The following is a 19,320-nucleotide window of genomic DNA, read 5'->3' as shown; positions in this document are numbered from 1 at the left end:
TCAGGCTCCTTCATCCTCCGTGGCCCCCTCCCGGTAGAGCGCCGCCTCCTCCAGGTCCAGCCGGCGCAGCAGCGACCGCAGCATCTCGTCGTCGATCCGCCGGGCGTCCCGCAGGTCCACGAACACCTTCCGCTCGGCCTCGATCATCTCCCGGGCCAGCCTCCGATAGGTGTCGTCCGCCGATTCGCCGGTCACCTCGTTGACCGCCCCGAGCCGCTCCCATACGGCGTTGCGGCGCTGTTCCAGCACCGTGCGCAGCCGGGCGGCGAGTGGCGGCGGCAGGGCGTTGCGCTCGTCGGCGAGCAGTTCGTCCAGTCGGCGCTCGGCCTCCAGCGACGCCGCGTTCTGCGCCTGCGCCTCGGCGAGCGTCTCGGCCCGTGGATCGCGGCCCGGCAGCCCGAGCAGCCGGATCAGGGAGGGCAGGGTGAGCCCGTGGCCGACCAGGGTGCCGATGACGGTGGTGAAGGTCAGGAAGAGGATCAGGTTGCGGGCCGGAAAGGGCCCTCCGCCGTGCACGGTCTGCGGGATCGAGAAGGCGATGGCCAGTGAGACCACCCCGCGCATCCCGGCCCAGCCGACGACGACCGAGGCGGTCCAGTCGGTGCCGGGCTCGCGCTCGCGGATGCCGGGGAAGAGCATCCGCGGCAGGAAGGTCGCCGGGAAGACCCAGACGAAGCGGGCGGCCACCACGGTCAGGAAGACGACGGCCGCGTACCAGGCGGCCTGGCCCGCCCCGTACTCCCCCAGACCGGCCACCACGACCCGCAGTTGCAGCCCGATCAGCGCGAACACCACCGACTCCAGGATGAAGTCGATCATCCGCCAGACCGCCGCCTCCTGGAGCCGGGTCGCGAAGTCGACCTGCCAGGAGTGGTGTCCGAGGTAGAGCCCGACCACCACGACGGCGAGCACGCCCGATGCCCCGACCTGTTCGGCGGCGGCGTAGGCGACGAAGGGGATGAGCAGCGACAGGGTGTTCTGGAGGAGCGGGTCCCGCAGCCGGGTGCGGAGCCAGTGCAGCGGCACCATCAGGATCAGACCGACCACGACCCCGCCGACGGCCGCGAAGACGAACTCCCGCACCCCCTCGGTCCAGCTGACCCCCTCCCCCACCGCCGCGGCCACCGCCACCCGGTAGGCGGTGATCGCGGTCGCGTCGTTGAACAGCGACTCGCCCTGGAGCACCGTGGTGAGCCGGGAGGGCAGCCCGATGCGGCGGGCGATGGCGGTGGCGGCCACGGCGTCCGGCGGCGCGACCACCGCGCCCAGCACCAGGGCGGCGGCCAGCGGCAGGCCCGGGATCACCAGATGGGCGACCACGCCGACCGCGACCGTGGCGAAGAGGACATAGCCGACCGAGAGCAGCGCGACGGGCCGCAGATTGGCACGCAGATCCAGGTACGAGCTGTCCAGCGCCGCGGTGTGCAGCAGCGGCGGCAGCACCAGGGGCAGCACGACATGCGGATCCAGGGTGTAGTCGGGCACCCCCGGCACGTATGAGCCGACGAGCCCGACCGCCACCAGCAACAGCGGTGCGGGCACCCGCGTCCGGCGGGCCGCGCCGGCGACCACCGCGCTCCCCGCGACCAGCATCAACAGCGGCACTACGTCCATCGCCCGGCCCCGTCCCCGGCGGTCGTCCCGTCGGTCGTCCATGTGTTCCGCTCGCGCGGCGCTTTAGTCTGGCAATCATGAGCGAGTGTCCGCATGTTCCCGTACTGCCGCGCCCCGAGCCGGAGCCGGAGACCAGCACCTGTCCCGAGTGCCTGGCGGTCGGCAGCCACCCCGTCCAGCTGCGGAAGTGTCTGGTGTGCGGCCATGTGGGCTGCTGCGACTCGTCGCCGTACCAGCACTCCACCCACCACTTCGAGGCGACCGGCCATCCGGTGATGCGCAGCTTCGAGGAGGGTGAGGACTGGCGCTGGTGCTATGTGGATCAGCTGATCGTGTAGGGCCGGGCTCCGGGTGGGGCCGGGTCCCCTGGGCCGTCGCGGCCCTCGCGTTTTCCGCGTTCTTCCGGAATCGACTGCCGCGTTTGTCGCCGCGGCCCGCTAGCCTTCACCACATGATCCGATCAGCGACGCCGTCCGACGTCCCGGCGATCCACGCGATGATCCGGGAGCTGGCGGCCTACGAGCGGGCTCCGCAGGAGGCGAAGGCCACCGAGGAACAGCTGCGCGAGGCGCTCTTCGGGGCGCATCCCGCGGTCTTCGCGCTGATCGCCGAGGAGGCCGGCGGCGCCGGAGAGCCCGCCGGGCCCGTGGGGTTCGCCCTGTGGTTCCGTAACTTCTCCACCTGGACAGGCACCCATGGCGTGTATCTGGAGGACCTGTACGTCACCCCGCGGGCCCGCGGGGGCGGCCACGGCAAGGCGCTGCTCGCCGAGCTGGCGCGGATCTGCGTGGAGCGGGGCTACGCCCGCTTCGAATGGTCGGTGCTCGACTGGAACGAGCCCGCGATCGGCTTCTACGCCGCGCTCGGCGCGGAGCCGATGGACGAATGGACGGTGCGCAGGCTCTCGGGAGAGCCCCTGCGAGCGCTGGCCGCGCAGGCCATGGGCACCGCCGTGAGCACCACTGTGAACACCGATTCCGCGAGTGAGGCGACATCTCTTTCGAATTGAGACCGCCAACCCTCTAGCCACGCTGCGTACTCATGTGCTTACTATGAGTGATATCGCGACTTTGCGGGGCGGGGTTCACCCGTGATGGGGGCCGTGCTTCGTCCGGGCGACATCGCACCGCAGATCGCGATAGCGTCGCAGCCGAACTACATACAGCGCCGGTCCGTCCACCCTCCACCATAAGGGTTCCGGGCCGACGCTCCAATCAGCTCAGCTCAACAAGCTTGTGTCACCTTGGAGGTGAGGGTGTCCCAGATCGCAGGCGAGCCCGGGACCCAGGACTTCGTGGAAGTCCGGCTGCCCGCTGCGGGTGCCTATCTGTCGGTGCTGCGTACGGCGACCGCCGGCCTCGCAGCCCGCTTGGACTTCACCCTCGACGAAATCGAGGATCTGCGTATCGCCGTTGACGAGGCATGCGCGATCCTGCTGCAACAGGCCGTGTCCGGCAGTGTGCTGAGCTGCGTCTTCCGTTTGATCGACGACGCACTTCAGGTGACCGTCTCGGCTCCGACCACCGACGGCCGCGCCCCCGAGCGCGACACCTTCGCCTGGACGGTGCTCTCCGCACTGGCGGGCAAGGTGGACTCGACCGTGGCCGAGGACCGAACGGTCAGCATCAGCCTGTACAAGGAGCGCGGCGCCGGCCCCGGACAGCCGTGACGGAACAAGGGGGCTCCGTGAGCACTGCATCATCGCGGGGAGTGGGTACCCCGGCCATCCCGCACCCGCCGTCCCGGCCGCATCCCGCGGACTCGGAGGCGGCAGGAGACCGACCAGAGCGGGCGGACCACATGGATCAGCACGAGCAGGCGCATCAGCAGCACGATCCGCATGACCGGAGCGGCGCGCGGGCGATGTTCGCCGAGCTGCGACGGCTGCCGGAGGGCTCCTCCGAGCGGGCCGAGCTGCGCAACCACCTCGTGCGTATGCATCTGCCCCTGGTGGAGCACCTGGCCCGGCGCTTCCGCAACCGCGGCGAGCCGCTGGACGATCTCACCCAGGTCGCCACCATCGGGCTGATCAAGTCCGTGGACCGGTTCGATCCGGACCGCGGGGTGGAGTTCTCGACCTATGCGACGCCCACGGTCGTGGGCGAGATCAAGCGGCACTTCCGCGACAAGGGCTGGGCGGTGCGGGTGCCGCGCCGGCTCCAGGAGCTGCGGCTGTCGCTGACCACGGCCACCGCGGAGCTCTCCCAGCGGCATGGCCGCGCCCCGACCGTCCATGAGCTGGCCCAGCATCTGTCCATCTCCGAGGAGGAGGTGCTGGAGGGGCTGGAGTCCGCCAATGCCTACAGCACCCTGTCCCTGGACGTACCCGACACCGACGACGAGTCCCCGGCGGTCGCCGACACCCTCGGCGCGGAGGACGAGGCGCTGGAGGGTGTCGAGTACCGCGAGTCGCTCAAACCGCTGCTGGAGGATCTGCCGCCGCGCGAGAAGAAGATCCTGCTGCTGCGCTTCTTCGGCAATATGACGCAGTCGCAGATCGCGCAGGAGGTCGGCATCTCCCAGATGCATGTCTCCCGGCTGCTGGCCCGCACCCTGGCGCAACTGCGCGACAAGCTGCTGGTCGAGGAGTAGGGAGCCCACGTGGCCCCTGGTGCCCGGCCCTCCCGGGCACCGGCCGCGCGGGTCCCCGACGGCCGGGCGCCGTCAGAAGACCCCGGTGCCGCGTCCGTCGAGGTGTGCCCGGTGGCGAGGCGTCCCGGTGCGGTCAGCTGCGACTGTCCGGTCGGTTGCGACTGTCCGGTCAGCTGCGACCGTTCGGTCGGTTCGGCGGCGCCGCCGAGGGCACTTCCCAGCGGTAGCGGGGGCGGCCGGCCAGGACGGTGAGCGGCGCAGAACCTTGGCGGGACCGGCCCCTAGGCGTCGCGGGGGCCGATGCCGAGGGCCTCGGTCGCCGTCGGGTTGATCAGCAGCGCCAGGACGGCGAGGGCCGCGACGGCGGTGGCCACACCGGCGGCGATCAGCCCGCCGCCGTTCTGCACCAGCGTCCAGGCCACCGGCAGCGCCATCAGCTGGGTGATCGTCGCGGGGCCGCGGCTCCAGCGGCGGCGCAGCCACAGCCCGCGGGCCGCCAGCAGCGGGAGCAGGGCCAGCGCGACCACGGTGACCCCGAGCATCTCCGCCTGCTGGGGGCTCTCCGGATCTCCGGTCAGCCCCATGATCAGCACATAGGCGCCGAAGCCCAGCAGCACCACGCCCTCCACGGCGGCCAGCACCGCCGCGGCGGTGAGCCGGGCGGGGCGGGGCCCGGTGGGCGCGGCGTCGGCGGCGTCGGTCGCCTTGGCGGCCTCGGTGGCCTTGGCGTCCGGCCGCGCCGCGGCCTTGCGCCCGGTCGCCTGCTGCGCCGTGGCCCTCTGCGCCTTCTTCGCGGTAGCGGACTTCTTACTGCTCACCCCAGCAGCCTAGCCGCCTTCGCGCCGTGGACGCCGCGCAGATCCGGCGGAAGGGTCGGACCCCCCTGGGGCCGGTCGGCTCGGATGGGTAGGCTGGCGCGCATGCGCGCACTTCTCGTGGTCAACCCGGCAGCAACCACCACCAGTGCCCGCACCCGGGACGTTCTGATCCACGCGCTCGCCAGTGATCTGAAGCTCGATGTGGCGACCACGGAGTACCGGGGGCATGCGCGCGATCTGGCCCGGCGGGCGGTCGACGGCGGCACCCATGAACTGGTGGTCGCGCTGGGCGGCGACGGCACCGTCAACGAGGTCGTCAACGGACTGCTCCACCATGGCCCCGCCCCGCGCGAGCTGCCCCGGCTCGCGGTCGTCCCGGGCGGCTCCACCAATGTCTTCGCCCGCGCGCTCGGGCTGCCCAACGACGCCGTCGAGGCGACCGGTGCCCTGCTGGACGCGCTGCGGGACGGCACCGAGCGGACCGTGGGCCTCGGACTCGCGGCCGGTACGCCGGGCACCCGGGACGAGTCGGTTCCGGCCCGCTGGTTCACCTTCTGCGCGGGCCTCGGCTTCGACGCGAGCGTCATCGGCCGGGTCGAGCAGCAGCGCGAGCGCGGCAGGCGGTCCACGCACGCCCTTTACATACGGCAAATGGTGCGGCAGTTCATCGGGGAGCCGCACCGGCGACAGGGCACCATCACCCTTCAGCGGCCGGGTGAGGACCCGATCGAGGAGCTGGCGCTGTCGATAGTCTGCAACACCGCCCCCTGGACCTATCTGGGCAACCGCCCGGTCTACGCGGCCCCCAAGGCGTCCTTCGACACCGCCCTCGACGTGCTGGGACTGGCCAAGCTGTCGGCGCCCGCGATGACCCGCTATGCGACCCAGCTGCTGATGTCGAGCCCCGAGCGCGGGCCGCGCGGCAAGGGCGCGGTGTCACTCCACGATCTGACGGACTTCACCTTGCAATCCCAGGCGCCACTGCCGTTCCAGATGGACGGTGACCATCTGGGACTGCGTACGAGCGTGACGTTCACAGGCGTACGCCGTGCACTGCGTGTGATTGTGTGAGTCAGACCCCAAAAAGTCCTTCCAGTCGAACGTTTAGCCTGGGATCCACCCACCGGAAGTACGGCTGTGACAGAGCCGACACCAAGGAATCAAAAAAAACTTTCCGGAAGGGGTTGTATCCGCCGCCGAGGTTTGCGAATCTCTTCTTGGCGATCGGGACGGCCTCCGGAAGGCCCCCTTGAGAGCCCGAACCCCCTCCTCAATCCACGGGACCGCACCAGTCCTGACTGGTCGGCGTCCCTACCCTTGTCGAGGGATTCGTGAAAGCGTTCACATTCACAAGCAACGAGCCCGCAATACGAGGAGATGGAGCAGCCATGGACTGGCGTCACAACGCCGTTTGCCGCGAGGAAGACCCCGAGCTGTTCTTCCCCATCGGCAACACCGGTCCTGCGCTGCTGCAGATCGAGGAAGCCAAGGCCGTCTGCCGCCGCTGCCCCGTCATGGAGCAGTGCCTGCAGTGGGCGCTTGAGTCCGGCCAGGACTCCGGCGTCTGGGGTGGAATGAGCGAGGACGAGCGCCGCGCGATGAAGCGCCGTGCCGCTCGCAACCGGGCACGCAACGCCAGCGCCTGAAGCCCGCACCCCGTGGCCCCCGAGCCGCAGCGCGTAGTACCCCCCATGCGCACAGCATCATGAGCTTTGAGCCCCGGACCGGAACGGTCCGGGGCTCAGTGCTTGATGTGGTCGGGTGCTTGATGTGGTCAGCGTCGCTTTTCACTTGATGTGGTCGGCGTCGCTTTTCGCGTTCAGGCCCCTGATGTGGTCAGCGTCTCAGCGCTTTTCGGCGCCCACCGGGAAGTCCAGCACCACGCGGGTGCCGCGCTCCGGGGCGGGCACCATGTCGAAGGTCCCGCCCAGCTCACCCTCCACCAGGGTGCGGACGATCTGGAGCCCGAGGTTTCCGGCCCGCTGCGGGTCGAATCCCTCCGGCAGCCCGCGCCCGTCGTCCTGGACGATCACCATCAGCCGGCTCTCCTCGCCGCCGCCACCGCGCACCGCCGAGACCTCGACCGTGCCCTGCTCCCCCGCTCCGAAGCCGTGCTCCAGCGCGTTTTGCAGCACCTCGGTGAGGACCATGGACAGCGGGGTGGCGACCTCGGCGTCGAGGATGCCGAAGCGTCCGGTGCGGCTGCCGGTCACCTTGCCGGGCGATATCTCGGCCACCATCGACAGCACCCGGTCGGCTATGTCGTCGAACTCGACCCGCTCGTCGAGGTTCTGCGAAAGGGTCTCGTGGACGATCGCGATCGAACCGACCCTGCGCACCGCCTCGTTGAGCGCCTCCCGCCCCTGGGCGGAGTCCATCCGGCGGGCCTGGAGCCGCAACAGCGCCGCCACCGTCTGGAGGTTGTTCTTCACCCGGTGGTGGATCTCCCGGATGGTGGCGTCCTTGGTGATCAGCTCGCGCTCCCGGCGGCGCAGTTCGGTGACGTCCCTGAGCAGGACGAGCGAGCCGATGTGCAGCCCCTTGGGCTTGAGCGGGATGGCCCGCAGCTGGATGACCCCGTCGCCGCCCTCCACCTCGAACTCCCGGGGCGCCCAGCCGCTGGCCAGTTTGACCAGCGCCTCGTCCACCGGGCCGCGCACCGGGGCGAGTTCGGCGGTGGTCCGGCCCAGATGGTGACCGACGAGATCGGCGGCGAGCCCCAGCCGGTGGTAGGCGGAGAGCGCGTTGGGGCTCGCGTACTGGACCACCCCGTCCGCGTCGAGCCGGATCAGCCCGTCGCCCGCGCGCGGTGAGGCGTCCATGTCGACCTGCTGGTTGGGGAAGGGGAACGATCCCGCGGCGATCATCTGGGCGAGGTCGGACGCGCTCTGGAGATAGGTGAGTTCCAGTCGGCTGGGGGTCCGTACGGTCAGCAGATTGGTGTTCCGCGCGATCACACCGAGGACCCGGCTCTCCCGCCGGACCGGGATGGACTCCACCCGCACCGGCACCTCCTCGCGCCACTCGGGGTCGCCCTCGCGGACGATCCGGCCCTCGTCGAGGGCGGCGTCGAGCATCGGGCGGCGGCCGCGGGGAACGAGATGGCCGACCATGTCGTCCTGGTAGGAGGTGGGGCCGGTGTTCGGCCGCATCTGCGCCACGGAGACGTACCGGGTGCCGTCACTGGTGGGGACCCACAGGACGAGATCGGCGAAGGAGAGGTCGGAGAGCAGCTGCCACTCCGAGACCAGCAGGTGGAGCCACTCGAGGTCGGAGTCGTCGAGGGCGGTGTGCTGGCGGACGAGGTCGTTCATGGAGGGCACGTTGCGAGCCTACCCTCATCGGGGGATGAGCCCATTCGCGCATAAGCATGGACAGACAGCAGTGGTCTAGTCCAGAATATCGAGCACTGCGATCTTCCGTTCTCCCCGCACAGGAGGACGGATCGGGGGACCCGGAGCGCTCTGCCCTGACCGCCCGGGAACCTCTCAGGTCGGCCGCTCGGCCGACGCAACTCCGGGCTGCGGTGCCGGGTGGGTTGAGGGTCCCGCCCTGGCGCCGCGGCCCGCGGGTGTGTCCCAGCGCAAAAAGGCTCCCGCCGCCTCCTCCGAGGCGGCGGGAGCCTTTTCGGGTGCGTCTGAGCGGGTGCGTCTGAGCGGGTGCGTCTCAGCGGGTCTCCGTCACCTTCGCCAGCGCCCTGGGGGCGTCCGGGTCCTGGCCGCGGGCGATCGTCACCTCGTACGCCAGCATCTGGAGCGGGAGGATCTCCAGGATCGGCTGGACCTCCTCGGCGACCCCCTCCGTCGGCAGGGCGAACCCCGCCGAGGCCCGCTCCACCTCCGCCGCGCTGCCGATGACGACGAGGTCCGCGCCCCGGCCGCGCAGCCGCTCCAGGACCGGCCGCAGCGCCTGGCCGCCCTTGCCCTCGGTGACGATCGCGATGACGGGCGAGATGTTGTCGACCATGGCGAGCGGGCCGTGCAGCAGATCGGCGCCGGAGTAGGAGAGCGCCGGGATGTAGCTGGTCTCCATCAGCTTCAGGGCGGCTTCCTTGGCGGTCGGATAGCCGTAGCCCCGGGAGGTGAGGACCATCCGCTCGGCGAAGCGGTAGCGCGCGGCGAGCTGCCGGACCTCGTCCTGGCGGTCGAGGATCTGCTGGGCGAGGTCGGGCAGCACCTTGGCGGCCGCGCCGTCACCGCCGCGCAGCCCCTCCACGAAGAGGTAGAGGGCGAGCAGTTCGGCGGTGTAGGTCTTGGTCGCGGGCAGCGCCTTCTCCGGCCCGGCCAGGACGTCGATGTGGAATTCGGAGACGGCCGCGAGCGGCGAGTCGGCGTTGTTGGTCACCGCGAGGGTGATCGCGCCGGCCGCGCGGGCGGCCTCGGTGGAGGCGACCAGGTCCGGCGAGCCGCCGGACTGGCTGACGGTGATCACCAGCACGTCGGTGAGGTCCGGCCGGGCGCCGTACGCGGTGGTGGTGGACATGGAGGTGAGCCCGCAGGGCTTGCCGAGCACCACTTCGAGCAGGTACTTGGCGTACAGCGCCGCGTTGTCCGAGGTGCCCCGGGCGGTGAGGAGGACGAAGCGCGGGTTGCGGGCGGCGATCCGCTCCGCGACCTCGCGGATCCTCGGGGCGCCCTGGTCGAGGATGCGGCGCAGCACGGCGGGCTGCTCGGCCATCTCGCCGGACATGATCCGGCCCGGCTGGTCGCTGCGCTGGCCCGTCGTCGTGGCGGACATGCTGGGTGCCTCCAGGTGGCTGTACCGGCTGTGCTGAGGGGGTCAGTCCCCGGGGCGGTCGTCGGCGCCGATGCCGGCGATCACCTCGGCGGCCGCCCGTCCACACACCCGGGCGGCACCGTGGGTCGCGATGTGCAGCGCTCCGGCGGGCGGCGCCTGGGGCACGCCCATCTCCACGACGACCGTCTCCGGCCGGGCGGTGAGCAGGGCGTCCAGCGCGTCGGCCATCCAGGGGTGACGGTGGACATCGCGGACCACAGCGACGATCCTACGGCCCGCCGCGGCGTCGAGCATATTTTCGATCAGCGCCGGGACGCCCCGGTCCTCGGCGTCCTGCTGCCCGTAGGTGGCGGTCCCGGTGCCGGGGCGCAGCCGGGTCAGTTCGGCGGCGACGCCCCAGGGGGTCTCGTCGCCTACGGCGATGTTGGCGACCGGGGTGAGGGAGACGACGTAGCCGGGTCCGGTCAGGGGCTCGTACGACGGCCCGGCCGGGGTGACGCGGAGCGCGCGGCGCGCGGCGTCGAGCCCCACCCCCGCGGCGGGCTCGACGCCGTGCGCCGCGCGCGGTCCCGCGGAGTGCCGCGTCCACTCCCCCAGGGCGCGCACCCGGGCCGCCGCGTCGGCCAGCCGCTCCTCGGCCAGCTGTCCCTCGATGACGGCCGTGACCAGCGCGTCGCGCAGCCGCAGCACGGTGTCCTCGTCGGCGAGTCCGCCGCCCACGCAGATGGCGTCGGCGCCCGCGGCGATCGCCAGGACGCTGCCGTGCTCGATGCCGTACGCGTCGGCGATGGCCCGCATCTCCATGCCGTCGGTGACGATCAGTCCCTCGAAGCCGAGTCCGCCGTCGGCCACGGGCCGGCGCAGCAGTCCGTGCAGCGCGGCGGGGCTGAGGGTGGCGGGCAGGGCGGGATCGAGCGCGGGCAGCAGGATGTGGGCGCTCATCACGGCCTTGGTCCCGGCGGCGATGGCGGCGCGGAAGGGCACCAGTTCGCGGGCGGCCAGGGTGTCGGGATCGGCGTCGATGCGCGGCAGCGCGTGGTGGGAGTCGACGGCGGTGTCGCCGTGGCCGGGGAAGTGCTTGGTGCAGGCGGCGACCCCGGCGCTCTGGAGGCCCTCGACGTACGCGGCGGTGTGCCGGGCGACGAGGTCGGGCTCGGCGCCGAACGAGCGCACGCCGATGACCGGGTTATCGGGGTTGGAGTTGACGTCGGCGGAGGGCGCCCAGTTGAGGTTGACGCCGCACTCCGCGAGGCGGCGGCCCAGCTCGCGGGCGACGGCGCGGGTCAGCTCCGGGTCGTCGACGGCGCCGAGCGCGAGGTTGCCGGGGAAGGAGGAGCCGGTGCGCACCTCCAGCCGGGTGACGTCGCCGCCCTCCTCGTCGATCCCCACCAGGACGTCGGGGCGCTCGGCGCGCAGCTGGGCGGTGAGGGCGCCCAGCTGCTCGGGCGTGGCGATGTTGCGGCCGTACAGGCCGACGGAGGCGAGCCCCTCGCCGAGCCGGCGCAGCAGCCAGTCGGGGGCGGCCGTGCCGGTGAAGCCGGGCTGGAGAACGGCGAGTGCGTCGCGGGTGAGGGTGGCGGAGTCGTGCGTGAGGGTCGTCATATGTCGGGATCATCCCTTCACAGCGCCGGAAGTGAGCCCACCGACCGCCTTGCGTTGCAGAAACAGGAACAGGAGCAGGATCGGGATGGCGAACAACGAGGCAGCCGCCATGGTCGCCCCCCAGTCGTCGCCGAAGGCGGTCTGGAAGCTGGACAGCCACAGCGGGAGCGTCTGGGCCTCCGGGTCCTTGTTCAGGATGAGGACGAGCGGGAATTCGTTCCAGGCGGTGATGAAGCCGAAGAGCGAGGTGGCCATCAGGCCGGGTGCCAGCAGCGGAAAGATCACCCGGATGAACGCCTGCGTACGGGTGCAGCCATCGACCATGGCCGACTCCTCCAGCTCCTTGGGGATCGCGGCCACGTAGGAGCGGAGCGTGAGGATGGTGAAGGGCAGCACCATGACCATGTAGAACAGGGTGAGCGGAAGCAGGCTGTTCAGCATGTCGCCGTCGCGTACGAGCATGTAGATGGCGATGACCAGGACCTCCCAGGGCGCCATCTGCGCGATCATGAAGGTCACCAGGAAGCCGCGGCGCCCCTTGAACCGCAGCCGGGCCAGGGCGAACGAGGCGAGCAGCGCGATCACCAGGGAGAGGACGACCGCCGAGACGGTGACGGTGAGGGAGTTGCCCACCAGCGTCCAGAAATTGTCGGCGTCGACGGCCTTCTGGAAGTGTTCGAAAGTGGCCGCGGTCGGGAACCACACCGGGTCCTCGGAGACGATGTCCGAGGTCGGCTTGAAGGCCGTGGTGAACATCCAGTAGACGGGGAACGCGAAGCCGATGAAGAGCACGACGGCGGTCGCGTTGGGCCACAGCCGGGCGAGCGGCGAGCGCTTCACAGCTCGTCCTCCTCTTGCCTGAGCACGATCCGGAGGTAGTAGGAGGTCAGCGCGAGCAGGACCACGATGGTCAGCAGCGAGATCGCGGCGCCCATGCCGTAGTGCTGATTGCCCATGCCCTCGATAAAGGCGTAGACGGGGAGGGTTTCGGTGAGCCGTTCGGGGCCGCCCTCGTTGATCGCGAAGACCTGGGCGAACGCCTTGAAGACCCAGATGACTTCGAGGAACGTCGTGGCCAGCAGAAACGGCTTGAGGAAGGGGAAGGTCACCGAGGTGAAGCTCTTCCAGGTGCCGGCGCCGTCCAGCGCGGCCGCCTCGTAGAGCTCCCCGGGGATGGTGGTGGTCGCGGCGTAGAGGTTGATCGCCACGAAGGGGATCGACTGCCAGACGATCAGCACGGTGATGACGAAGAAGGTGGAGAACTGGTCGCCGGTCCAGTTGTAGTCCGCCATGGAGTGCCAGCCGAGGGCGTCCAGGACCCAGTTGACCACCCCGTAGCGGGTGGCGAACAGCCACTGGAAGACGGTGGTGGCGGCGATGACGGGCATCGCCCAGGCCAGGACGAGACCGACCGAGAGCAGCAGCCGCATCTTGCTGCCGAGGCGGGCCAGCAGCAGTCCGACCAGGGTGCCCAGCACCATGATCAGCACCACGTTGACCCCGGTGAAGATCACCGACCGCAGGGTGACGCCCCAGAAGTCCTCGCTGGTCAGCGTCTCGCGGTAGTTGTCGACCCCGTTCCACTCGGTGAGGTGCTGGATCAGCTGCCGCATATTGAGGTTCTGGAACGACAGCATGCCGTTCTTGACCAGCGGCCAGCCCAGCAGTACGGCGGTCACCGCCAGCGCGGGCAGCAGGAGCAGGTAGGGGGCGGCGCCGGTCAGCCGTCCGCGCCCGGGGGTGCCCGGGGCCGCGCGGCCCGGGGCCGGCGGGGCCCCGCTCCGGCGGACCCCGGCCGCCGCCGGGCCGGGGTCCTTGCGTTCGGTGGTCACGGCCATCGCGCTCAGTGCTCCTGGCTGAGGCGCTTGTTCATCTCGTCCTCGACCGACTTGGCCGCGTCGGCCGGCGCCTTACCGTTCAGCACCGCGGTCATATAGGTCTTGATGGGGTTCGGGGCGTTCTCCACCGCGGCCCATTCGGGGATCAGGGGGGTGGTGCCGCCGCTCGCGGTGGCCGGCGCGGCCGCCTGGGCGGCGGCGTTGCCCTTGAGCTGGTCCTGGAGCGAGTCCTTGTTGGGGAGCACGCCGCCTTCCTTGGCGAGCTGCCCCTCGTAGGTGTCGCTGAGCGCGATCTTCAGGAACTCCTTGGCCAGTTCCTGCTTGTCGCTGCCCGCGGCGACGGCGAGGTTGGAGCCGCCGAGGAAGACGCCCTCGGGCTTGTCGGCGGTCTCACCCGGGATGGTGAAGTAGCCGATGTCCTTCTCGATCTTCGGGTTGGCCTTGATCGCGACACCGGCTTCCCAGCCCATGCCGATGAAGGCGCCCGTCTTGCCCTTGGCGAAGACCTCGCCCTGCTGCGGGGTGGCCTCGTCCTTGTCCTTGGGGGCCTGGCTGAAGGACTGGTACTGCTTGTAGATGTCCATGGCCTTGCCGACCTTGGGGTCGGCGAGGTTGGAGACCCACTTGTCGCCGTCCTTCTTGACCAGGTCGGCGCCGGTGCCGATGGTCAGCCCGTCGAAGAAGTACCAGTTCTGGCCCGGGAGGTAGATCGGCTCGGCGTCGGTCTTCTTCTTGATGGCGTCGAGGTCACGGAAGAACTCGGTACGGGTCTTGGGGGTGTCCTTGATCCCGGCCTCGGCCCAGATCTTCTTGTTGTAGAGGACGACCCGGCTGGCCGCGTACCACGGCGCCGCGTACTGCTTGCCGTCGTAGACCGCGGACTTGTTGATCGACTCGGACCAGTCGGCGCCGATCGACTTCTTGAGGTCGCCCAGTTCGGCCAGGCCGCCGGTCTGCGCGTAGGAGGGGGTCTGGGTGTTGCCGATCTCCAGCACGTCCGGCGGGTCGGACTCCGAGAGCGCGGTGGTCACCTTCTGCTGGATGCCGTTCCACTGCTGGATCTCGAACTTCAGCTTGGCGCCGGTCTTCTTCTCAAAAGCGGCCTTGACATCCTTCGTCCAACCGTCCGGCGTGGAGCCGTCCATCGCCCAGACGGTCAGCGTCTGTCCCTTGAAACCGTCCGCTCCGGCCTTGTCGTCATCGTCGCCGGACCCACAGGCCGCGACGGATACCAGCATTGCCGCGACACCCGTCGCCGCTATGAGCCCACGCTTCACAGCACTCTCCTCAAATGGCCGGATGAGGGGTTTAATGGTCCAGACCAGTGCCCGCAGCTTGGCCTAGACCTTTAGGGGTGTCAAGGGTGTATAAGAGTCACCCTCGGCTCCGTTACCGGACCGACACTTCCCGACATCCGGACCGAACGGTCGCCCGGAGCCGGGACCGTGCCACGATGTGAGGCGCTGAATTTTTCAAAGGACCGGTGACGGCGGCGGACGCGGGCGACGGCGGCGGACGCCGGTGCCGGTGACAGTGGCGGACCAGGAGTCGGAAGGGCGCGCGATGGAGACCGACGGGGCAACGGCGGCAGCGGCGGCCACCACGACGGCCGAGAGCGGCGGCAACGGCTCCGGCGGGGCGCGCACCGCGCGCGTCCCGAAGTACTACCGCCTCAAGCGCCACCTGCTGGAGATGACCGAGACCCTGCCACCGGGCACCCCGGTCCCCCCGGAGCGCACCCTGGCCGCCGAGTTCGACACCTCGCGCACCACCGTGCGCCAGGCGCTCCAGGAGCTGGTCGTCGAGGGGCGCCTGGAGCGTATCCAGGGCAAGGGCACCTTCGTGGCCAAGCCCAAGGTCTCCCAGGCGCTGCAACTCACCTCGTACACCGAGGACATGAAGGCCCAGGGCCTGGAGCCCACCTCCCAGCTGCTGGACATCGGCTACGTCACCGCAGACGACCGGCTCTCCGGACTGCTGGACATCGCCGCCGGCGGGCGGGTGCTGCGCATCGAGCGGCTGCGGCTGGCCAGCGGTGAGCCGATGGCGATCGAGACCACCCATCTGTCCGCCAAGCGCTTCCCCGCGCTCCGCCGCAGCCTGGTCAAATACAGCTCGCTCTACACGGCGCTGGCCGAGGTCTACGACGTCCGGCTGGCCGAGGCCGAGGAGACCATCGAGACCTCGCTGGCCACCCCGCGCGAGGCGGGGCTGCTGGGCACCGATGTGGGGCTGCCGATGCTGATGCTCTCGCGCCATTCGCGGGACGCGTCCGGGGAGCCGGTGGAGTGGGTGCGGTCGGTCTACCGCGGGGACCGCTACAAATTCGTGGCCCGGCTCCAGCGGCCGCACGGCTGAATCGCCCCGGGATCGCGGCCGCACGGCTGAATCACCCCGGGGGTGCGCCGCACCTCCGGCCGGCCGCCCCGCGGGTGTGCCGCACCTCCGACCGGCGCCGCACCGCTCACCGGCTTACTTTCTCATTTCGATATACGGACAAGTAGTGACGGCTGCCCAGCCACGGGCTTAGATTTCCTGCGCATTACACGAATGATCAGCTGTAACGCAGGTGATGAGCCGAGGGGACGGGAGCCCGCCACATGTCAGACACCTCCACTACACCGGGCAGGAGACCGGTCGTCACGCCTACGCGCGTCGTGGCCGCTCTGTGCCTGATCGCACCCTTTGTCGGGATGCTCTGGGTCAGCTCGTACTCCAAGGTCGAGCCGACCCTCATCGGGATTCCGTTCTTCTACTGGTACCAGATGGCCTGGGTACCGGTCTCGGCCGCGCTGACCTCGGTCGCCTACGTCCTGGTCCGCCGTGAGCAGCGGGCGCGCAAGGGAGGCGACTCGGCATGAACGACGGCGTGAACGGCGTCGCACTCGCCGTCTTCATCATCTTCTTCGTGGCCGTCACGGTCATGGGGTTCCTGGCCGCGCGCTGGCGCGCCGCCGAGAACGCCAACAACCTCGACGAATGGGGACTGGGCGGCCGCAGCTTCGGCACCTGGATCACCTGGTTCCTGCTCGGCGGCGACCTCTACACCGCGTACACCTTCGTCGCCGTCCCGGCGGCGATCTACGCGGCGGGCGCGTCCGGCTTCTTCGCGGTCCCGTACACCATCCTGGTCTACCCGCTGATCTTCACCTTCCTGCCCCGGCTGTGGTCGGTGTCGCACAAGCACGGGTACGTCACCACCTCGGACTTCGTCCGCGGCCGGTTCGGCTCCAAGGGGCTGTCGCTGGCCGTCGCGATCACCGGCATCCTCGCCACCATGCCGTACATCGCCCTCCAGCTGGTGGGCATCCAGGCGGTGCTGGACGTGATGGGCGTCGGCGGCGGGGAGAACACCAACTGGTTCATCAAGGACCTGCCGCTGCTGATCGCCTTCGGCGTGCTCGCGGCGTACACCTACTCCTCGGGTCTGCGCGCGCCCGCGCTCATCGCCTTCGTCAAGGACACGCTGATCTACATCGTCATCGCGGTGGCGATCATCTACATCCCGATCAAGCTGGGCGGCTTCGACGACATCTTCAGCGCGGCGAGCGACAAGTTCACGAAGGCCGGCGCGGGCGCGATCGCGCCCGGCGCGGAGGGCCAGTGGGCGTACGGCACCCTGGCCCTCGGCTCGGCGCTCGCCCTGTTCATGTATCCGCACTCGATCACCGCGACGCTCTCCAGCCGCAGCCGCGAGGTGATCCGCCGCAACACCACGATCCTGCCGCTGTACTCGCTGATGCTGGGGCTGCTGGCGCTGCTCGGTTTCATGGCCATCGCGGCCGGGGTGAAGGTCGAGAACGGGCAGCTCGCCATCCCGCAGCTGTTCGAGAACATGTTCCCCGACTGGTTCACCGGGGTCGCCTTCGCCGCGATCGGCATCGGCGCCCTCGTCCCGGCGGCCATCATGTCCATCGCCGCGGCGAACCTGTTCACCCGCAACATCTACAAGGACTTCCTGCGGCCGAACGCCACGGCCGAGGAGGAGACCAAGGTCTCCAAGCTGGTCTCGCTGCTGGTGAAGGTCGGCGCGCTGATCTTCGTGCTGGGCATGGACAAGACCGTCGCGATCAACTTCCAGCTGCTGGGCGGCATCTGGATCCTCCAGACCTTCCCGGCCCTGGTCGGCGGCCTGTTCACCCGCTGGTTCCACCGCTGGGCGCTGCTGGCGGGCTGGGCGGTCGGCATGATCTACGGAACGTGGAAGGCGTACGACACCCCGAGCGGCACCCAGAAGCACTTCGGCAACACCGCGGACATCCCCGGCATCGGGGAGATCGGCTACATCGGCTTCACGGCCATCGTGCTCAACGTGCTGGTGACCGTCGTGCTGACGCTGGTGCTGCGCGCGGTCAAGGCCCCCGACGGCATCGACGAGACCACCGCCGCCGACTACAAGGCGGACGTGGGCGACCCGGGCGTCCAGGCCGACCTCCCGCCGGCCACGGCGGGGTCCCCGGGCGGCCACTGACGCCTGGCGGCGGGCCGCGCGGATTGCACGGCTTGACGGCGAATGGGCCGTCGGCTCCCTCGCGGGAGCCGGCGGCCCATTCGTGTGGCGCGAGGTGCGGGGTGCGGGGGCTTACGGGTGGTACTTCTCCTCGACCGTCTCGGCACCGCCGGACTTGGTGCTCATGGTGACGCGGACGGTCACGCTGCCGGTCTTCGCGGCCTTCTCCAGATCGTCCACGGTGCACTTCGTGGTGCCGTAGCCGTCCTCGCCGAGGGCCACGTGGCCGGACTCCTCACCGCAGATCGCGGCCGCGCCGAGGACCTGCGTGGCGTTGGAGACGTAGAACGCCTGGTCGGTGCTGCCGTCGTCGGGATGGACGATCAGCTTGCCGGGCGCGAGGTACTGCAGCTTGCCGACGACCGTGCGGTGGTTGCCCGCGTTGGCGACGCCGCCGCCGGTGGCGTCCGACCCGCCGCTGGTGGCGGCGGACCCGCCGCCGCTGGAGGCGGACCCGCCACCGTTCGAGGCGGACCCGCCGCCGTTCGAGGCGGACCCGCCGCCGGTGCTGCCGCTGTCCTGGCCCTGCGAGCCGGAGCTGTCCGAGGAGGAGCCGCTCGTGGCCGAGGCCGAGGCCGAGGCGGAGGAGTTCGAGGAACCCGCGGACTCGGAGTCGTCAGGACCGCAGGCCGTGGCGCCCAGGCCCAGCGCCGCGGCGGCGACGAGGGCGGCGGCGATGCGGCGGCCGGCGCGGCCGCGGAAGCGCTTGGTGGCGGTGTTCATCGTGGTGCTCCTGTTGCTCTGTTCTCTCGGCTCGTTGCCGGACGATCTTTAGTTTCGAAGACCGGATTGGCGTTCTGCTAACGGACCGCTAATGACGGCTAATGCGGTGCGCGGAGGCCCGTTCGTATGAGTACGGGTACCTACGCCGTACTGAGCGGCCGCGCGGATCCGGCCCGCCGGGGCCGCGGCCTACTGTCCGGTACATGACCGAGAGCGAGGCTTCCGCCGGAAAGAGCCGCGGCGGGTGCGGAACCGGGTGCGCCAGCGTGCTGCTCCTTGTCGTGGCCGTGGCCATGGCCCTGCTCGCGTACGCGAGCACGGATTCGACCTATCCCGACGTCGACCCGAAGAAGACGGCGCGCCGGCTCTCCGGCTACTCCCAGGACGCCTATGCCGCACTCGGCATCGACCGCACCCTCGAAGGCGGCTACGTCGACGTCTTCACCAACAACACCTACGGGTCCAACGACTGCTACCCGGACGGCCTGTTCAGCATCGGCGACCCGCCCGTGGACGGCGCGTACCGGCTGTACCAGGAGTGGACCTTGAGCAAGGTGCGCAAGGCGGTCGCGCTCCCCGCCCTGCGCGGGGTGCGCGACCGCCTCGAGGCCAAGGGATGGCACATCACGGAGTACGGCAAGAACGAGCAGATCGAGGAGTGGAGCGTAGGAGCGGAGCGCGACGGCGGCTACGCGATCAGCGTCACCTGGGAACCGGAATACCAGCGGCTCTCCGGCTTCGTCAGCACATCGTCCTGCGCGATGGACCCCAGCTGGCCGGAGGAGAAGCGGGAGCAGGAGGAGGAGCAGGGATACAGCGGCTCATACGACGAGCCGGACCTGGACTTCCCCCCGGCGCTCACCCCGGCCTGACACCGGCACGTCCC

General features: G+C 70.2%; 19 protein-coding genes. 10 read left to right on the top strand and 9 right to left on the bottom strand.

The window, feature by feature from the left end:
* Positions 1 to 1,614, bottom strand: a complete 1,614-nt coding sequence (locus PS467_RS27405) for a Na+/H+ antiporter (RefSeq protein ID WP_311037475.1) — start codon at positions 1,612 to 1,614, stop codon at positions 1 to 3.
* 77 nt (positions 1,615 to 1,691) lie between these two features.
* Between PS467_RS27405 and PS467_RS27400 the strand changes: the two genes are divergently transcribed.
* The 4 genes from PS467_RS27400 to PS467_RS27385 all read left to right on the top strand — a co-directional run bounded on the left by PS467_RS27400 (position 1,692) and on the right by PS467_RS27385 (position 4,206).
* Positions 1,692 to 1,952 (top strand): UBP-type zinc finger domain-containing protein, encoded by a 261-nt coding sequence (locus PS467_RS27400; RefSeq protein WP_311037474.1) that lies wholly within the window; start codon positions 1,692 to 1,694, stop codon positions 1,950 to 1,952.
* A gap of 113 nt (positions 1,953 to 2,065) precedes the next feature.
* Positions 2,066 to 2,623: a GNAT family N-acetyltransferase gene (locus PS467_RS27395; protein WP_268974350.1), complete on the top strand. Its 558-nt coding sequence runs from the start codon at positions 2,066 to 2,068 to the stop codon at positions 2,621 to 2,623.
* A gap of 246 nt (positions 2,624 to 2,869) precedes the next feature.
* Positions 2,870 to 3,283: an ATP-binding protein gene (locus PS467_RS27390; protein WP_014054819.1), complete on the top strand. Its 414-nt coding sequence runs from the start codon at positions 2,870 to 2,872 to the stop codon at positions 3,281 to 3,283.
* 17 nt (positions 3,284 to 3,300) lie between these two features.
* Complete coding sequence (locus tag PS467_RS27385) at positions 3,301 to 4,206, top strand: RNA polymerase sigma factor SigF (protein ID WP_432280637.1); 906 nt, start codon at positions 3,301 to 3,303, stop codon at positions 4,204 to 4,206.
* Positions 4,207 to 4,487: 281 nt separating this feature from the next.
* Here PS467_RS27385 and PS467_RS27380 read toward each other — a convergent pair whose 3' ends face one another.
* The gene (locus PS467_RS27380) at positions 4,488 to 5,024 is read right to left on the bottom strand and encodes a hypothetical protein (RefSeq protein ID WP_311037473.1); all 537 of its coding nucleotides are present in this window, start codon (positions 5,022 to 5,024) and stop codon (positions 4,488 to 4,490) included.
* Positions 5,025 to 5,126: 102 nt separating this feature from the next.
* Here PS467_RS27380 and PS467_RS27375 point away from each other — a divergent pair, with 102 nt between their 5' ends.
* Complete coding sequence (locus PS467_RS27375) at positions 5,127 to 6,095, top strand: diacylglycerol/lipid kinase family protein (RefSeq protein WP_268974348.1); 969 nt, start codon at positions 5,127 to 5,129, stop codon at positions 6,093 to 6,095.
* A gap of 317 nt (positions 6,096 to 6,412) precedes the next feature.
* Positions 6,413 to 6,670 (top strand): WhiB family transcriptional regulator, encoded by a 258-nt coding sequence (locus PS467_RS27370; RefSeq protein WP_014054815.1) that lies wholly within the window; start codon positions 6,413 to 6,415, stop codon positions 6,668 to 6,670.
* Positions 6,671 to 6,868: 198 nt separating this feature from the next.
* Here PS467_RS27370 and PS467_RS27365 read toward each other — a convergent pair whose 3' ends face one another.
* From PS467_RS27365 to PS467_RS27340, 6 genes are all read right to left on the bottom strand, one after another.
* The gene (locus PS467_RS27365) at positions 6,869 to 8,338 is read right to left on the bottom strand and encodes a sensor histidine kinase (protein WP_311037472.1); all 1,470 of its coding nucleotides are present in this window, start codon (positions 8,336 to 8,338) and stop codon (positions 6,869 to 6,871) included.
* A 352-nt stretch (positions 8,339 to 8,690) separates the two neighbouring features.
* The gene (locus PS467_RS27360; protein WP_268974346.1) at positions 8,691 to 9,761 is read right to left on the bottom strand and encodes an SIS domain-containing protein; all 1,071 of its coding nucleotides are present in this window, start codon (positions 9,759 to 9,761) and stop codon (positions 8,691 to 8,693) included.
* 42 nt (positions 9,762 to 9,803) lie between these two features.
* Entirely contained in the window at positions 9,804 to 11,363 is a 1,560-nt protein-coding gene (locus tag PS467_RS27355) for a glycoside hydrolase family 3 protein (protein ID WP_311037471.1), read from the bottom strand.
* A 9-nt stretch (positions 11,364 to 11,372) separates the two neighbouring features.
* Complete coding sequence (locus tag PS467_RS27350) at positions 11,373 to 12,203, bottom strand: carbohydrate ABC transporter permease (protein ID WP_311037470.1); 831 nt, start codon at positions 12,201 to 12,203, stop codon at positions 11,373 to 11,375.
* Positions 12,200 to 13,201 (bottom strand): carbohydrate ABC transporter permease, encoded by a 1,002-nt coding sequence (locus PS467_RS27345; protein WP_311037469.1) that lies wholly within the window; start codon positions 13,199 to 13,201, stop codon positions 12,200 to 12,202. The genes PS467_RS27350 and PS467_RS27345 overlap by 4 nt, the downstream gene beginning before the upstream one ends.
* A 5-nt stretch (positions 13,202 to 13,206) precedes the next feature.
* On the bottom strand, positions 13,207 to 14,478 hold the full coding sequence (locus PS467_RS27340; RefSeq protein ID WP_311037468.1) for an extracellular solute-binding protein: 1,272 nt from the start codon (positions 14,476 to 14,478) through the stop codon (positions 13,207 to 13,209).
* Positions 14,479 to 14,764: 286 nt separating this feature from the next.
* Here PS467_RS27340 and PS467_RS27335 point away from each other — a divergent pair, with 286 nt between their 5' ends.
* The 3 genes from PS467_RS27335 to mctP all read left to right on the top strand — a co-directional run bounded on the left by PS467_RS27335 (position 14,765) and on the right by mctP (position 17,672).
* On the top strand, positions 14,765 to 15,559 hold the full coding sequence (locus tag PS467_RS27335) for a GntR family transcriptional regulator (protein ID WP_311039971.1): 795 nt from the start codon (positions 14,765 to 14,767) through the stop codon (positions 15,557 to 15,559).
* 242 nt (positions 15,560 to 15,801) lie between these two features.
* Positions 15,802 to 16,062: a DUF3311 domain-containing protein gene (locus PS467_RS27330; RefSeq protein ID WP_268974341.1), complete on the top strand. Its 261-nt coding sequence runs from the start codon at positions 15,802 to 15,804 to the stop codon at positions 16,060 to 16,062.
* Positions 16,059 to 17,672 (top strand): monocarboxylate uptake permease MctP, encoded by a 1,614-nt coding sequence (gene mctP / locus PS467_RS27325; protein WP_311037467.1) that lies wholly within the window; start codon positions 16,059 to 16,061, stop codon positions 17,670 to 17,672. The genes PS467_RS27330 and mctP overlap by 4 nt, the downstream gene beginning before the upstream one ends.
* Positions 17,673 to 17,783: 111 nt before the next feature.
* Here the strand turns inward: mctP and PS467_RS27320 are convergent, their stop codons facing one another.
* Positions 17,784 to 18,434 (bottom strand): hypothetical protein, encoded by a 651-nt coding sequence (locus PS467_RS27320; RefSeq protein ID WP_311037466.1) that lies wholly within the window; start codon positions 18,432 to 18,434, stop codon positions 17,784 to 17,786.
* Between the two features lie 203 nt (positions 18,435 to 18,637).
* Between PS467_RS27320 and PS467_RS27315 the strand changes: the two genes are divergently transcribed.
* Positions 18,638 to 19,306 carry a hypothetical protein gene (locus PS467_RS27315; protein WP_311037465.1) on the top strand — a complete coding sequence of 223 codons (669 nt, stop codon included), beginning with the start codon at positions 18,638 to 18,640 and terminating at the stop codon, positions 19,304 to 19,306.
* Positions 19,307 to 19,320 lie beyond the last annotated feature (14 nt).

It is taken from the genome of Streptomyces luomodiensis (assembly GCF_031679605.1).
Lineage (GTDB): Bacteria > Actinomycetota > Actinomycetes > Streptomycetales > Streptomycetaceae > Streptomyces > Streptomyces luomodiensis.
This window is presented reverse-complemented; position numbering and strand designations above follow the sequence as displayed.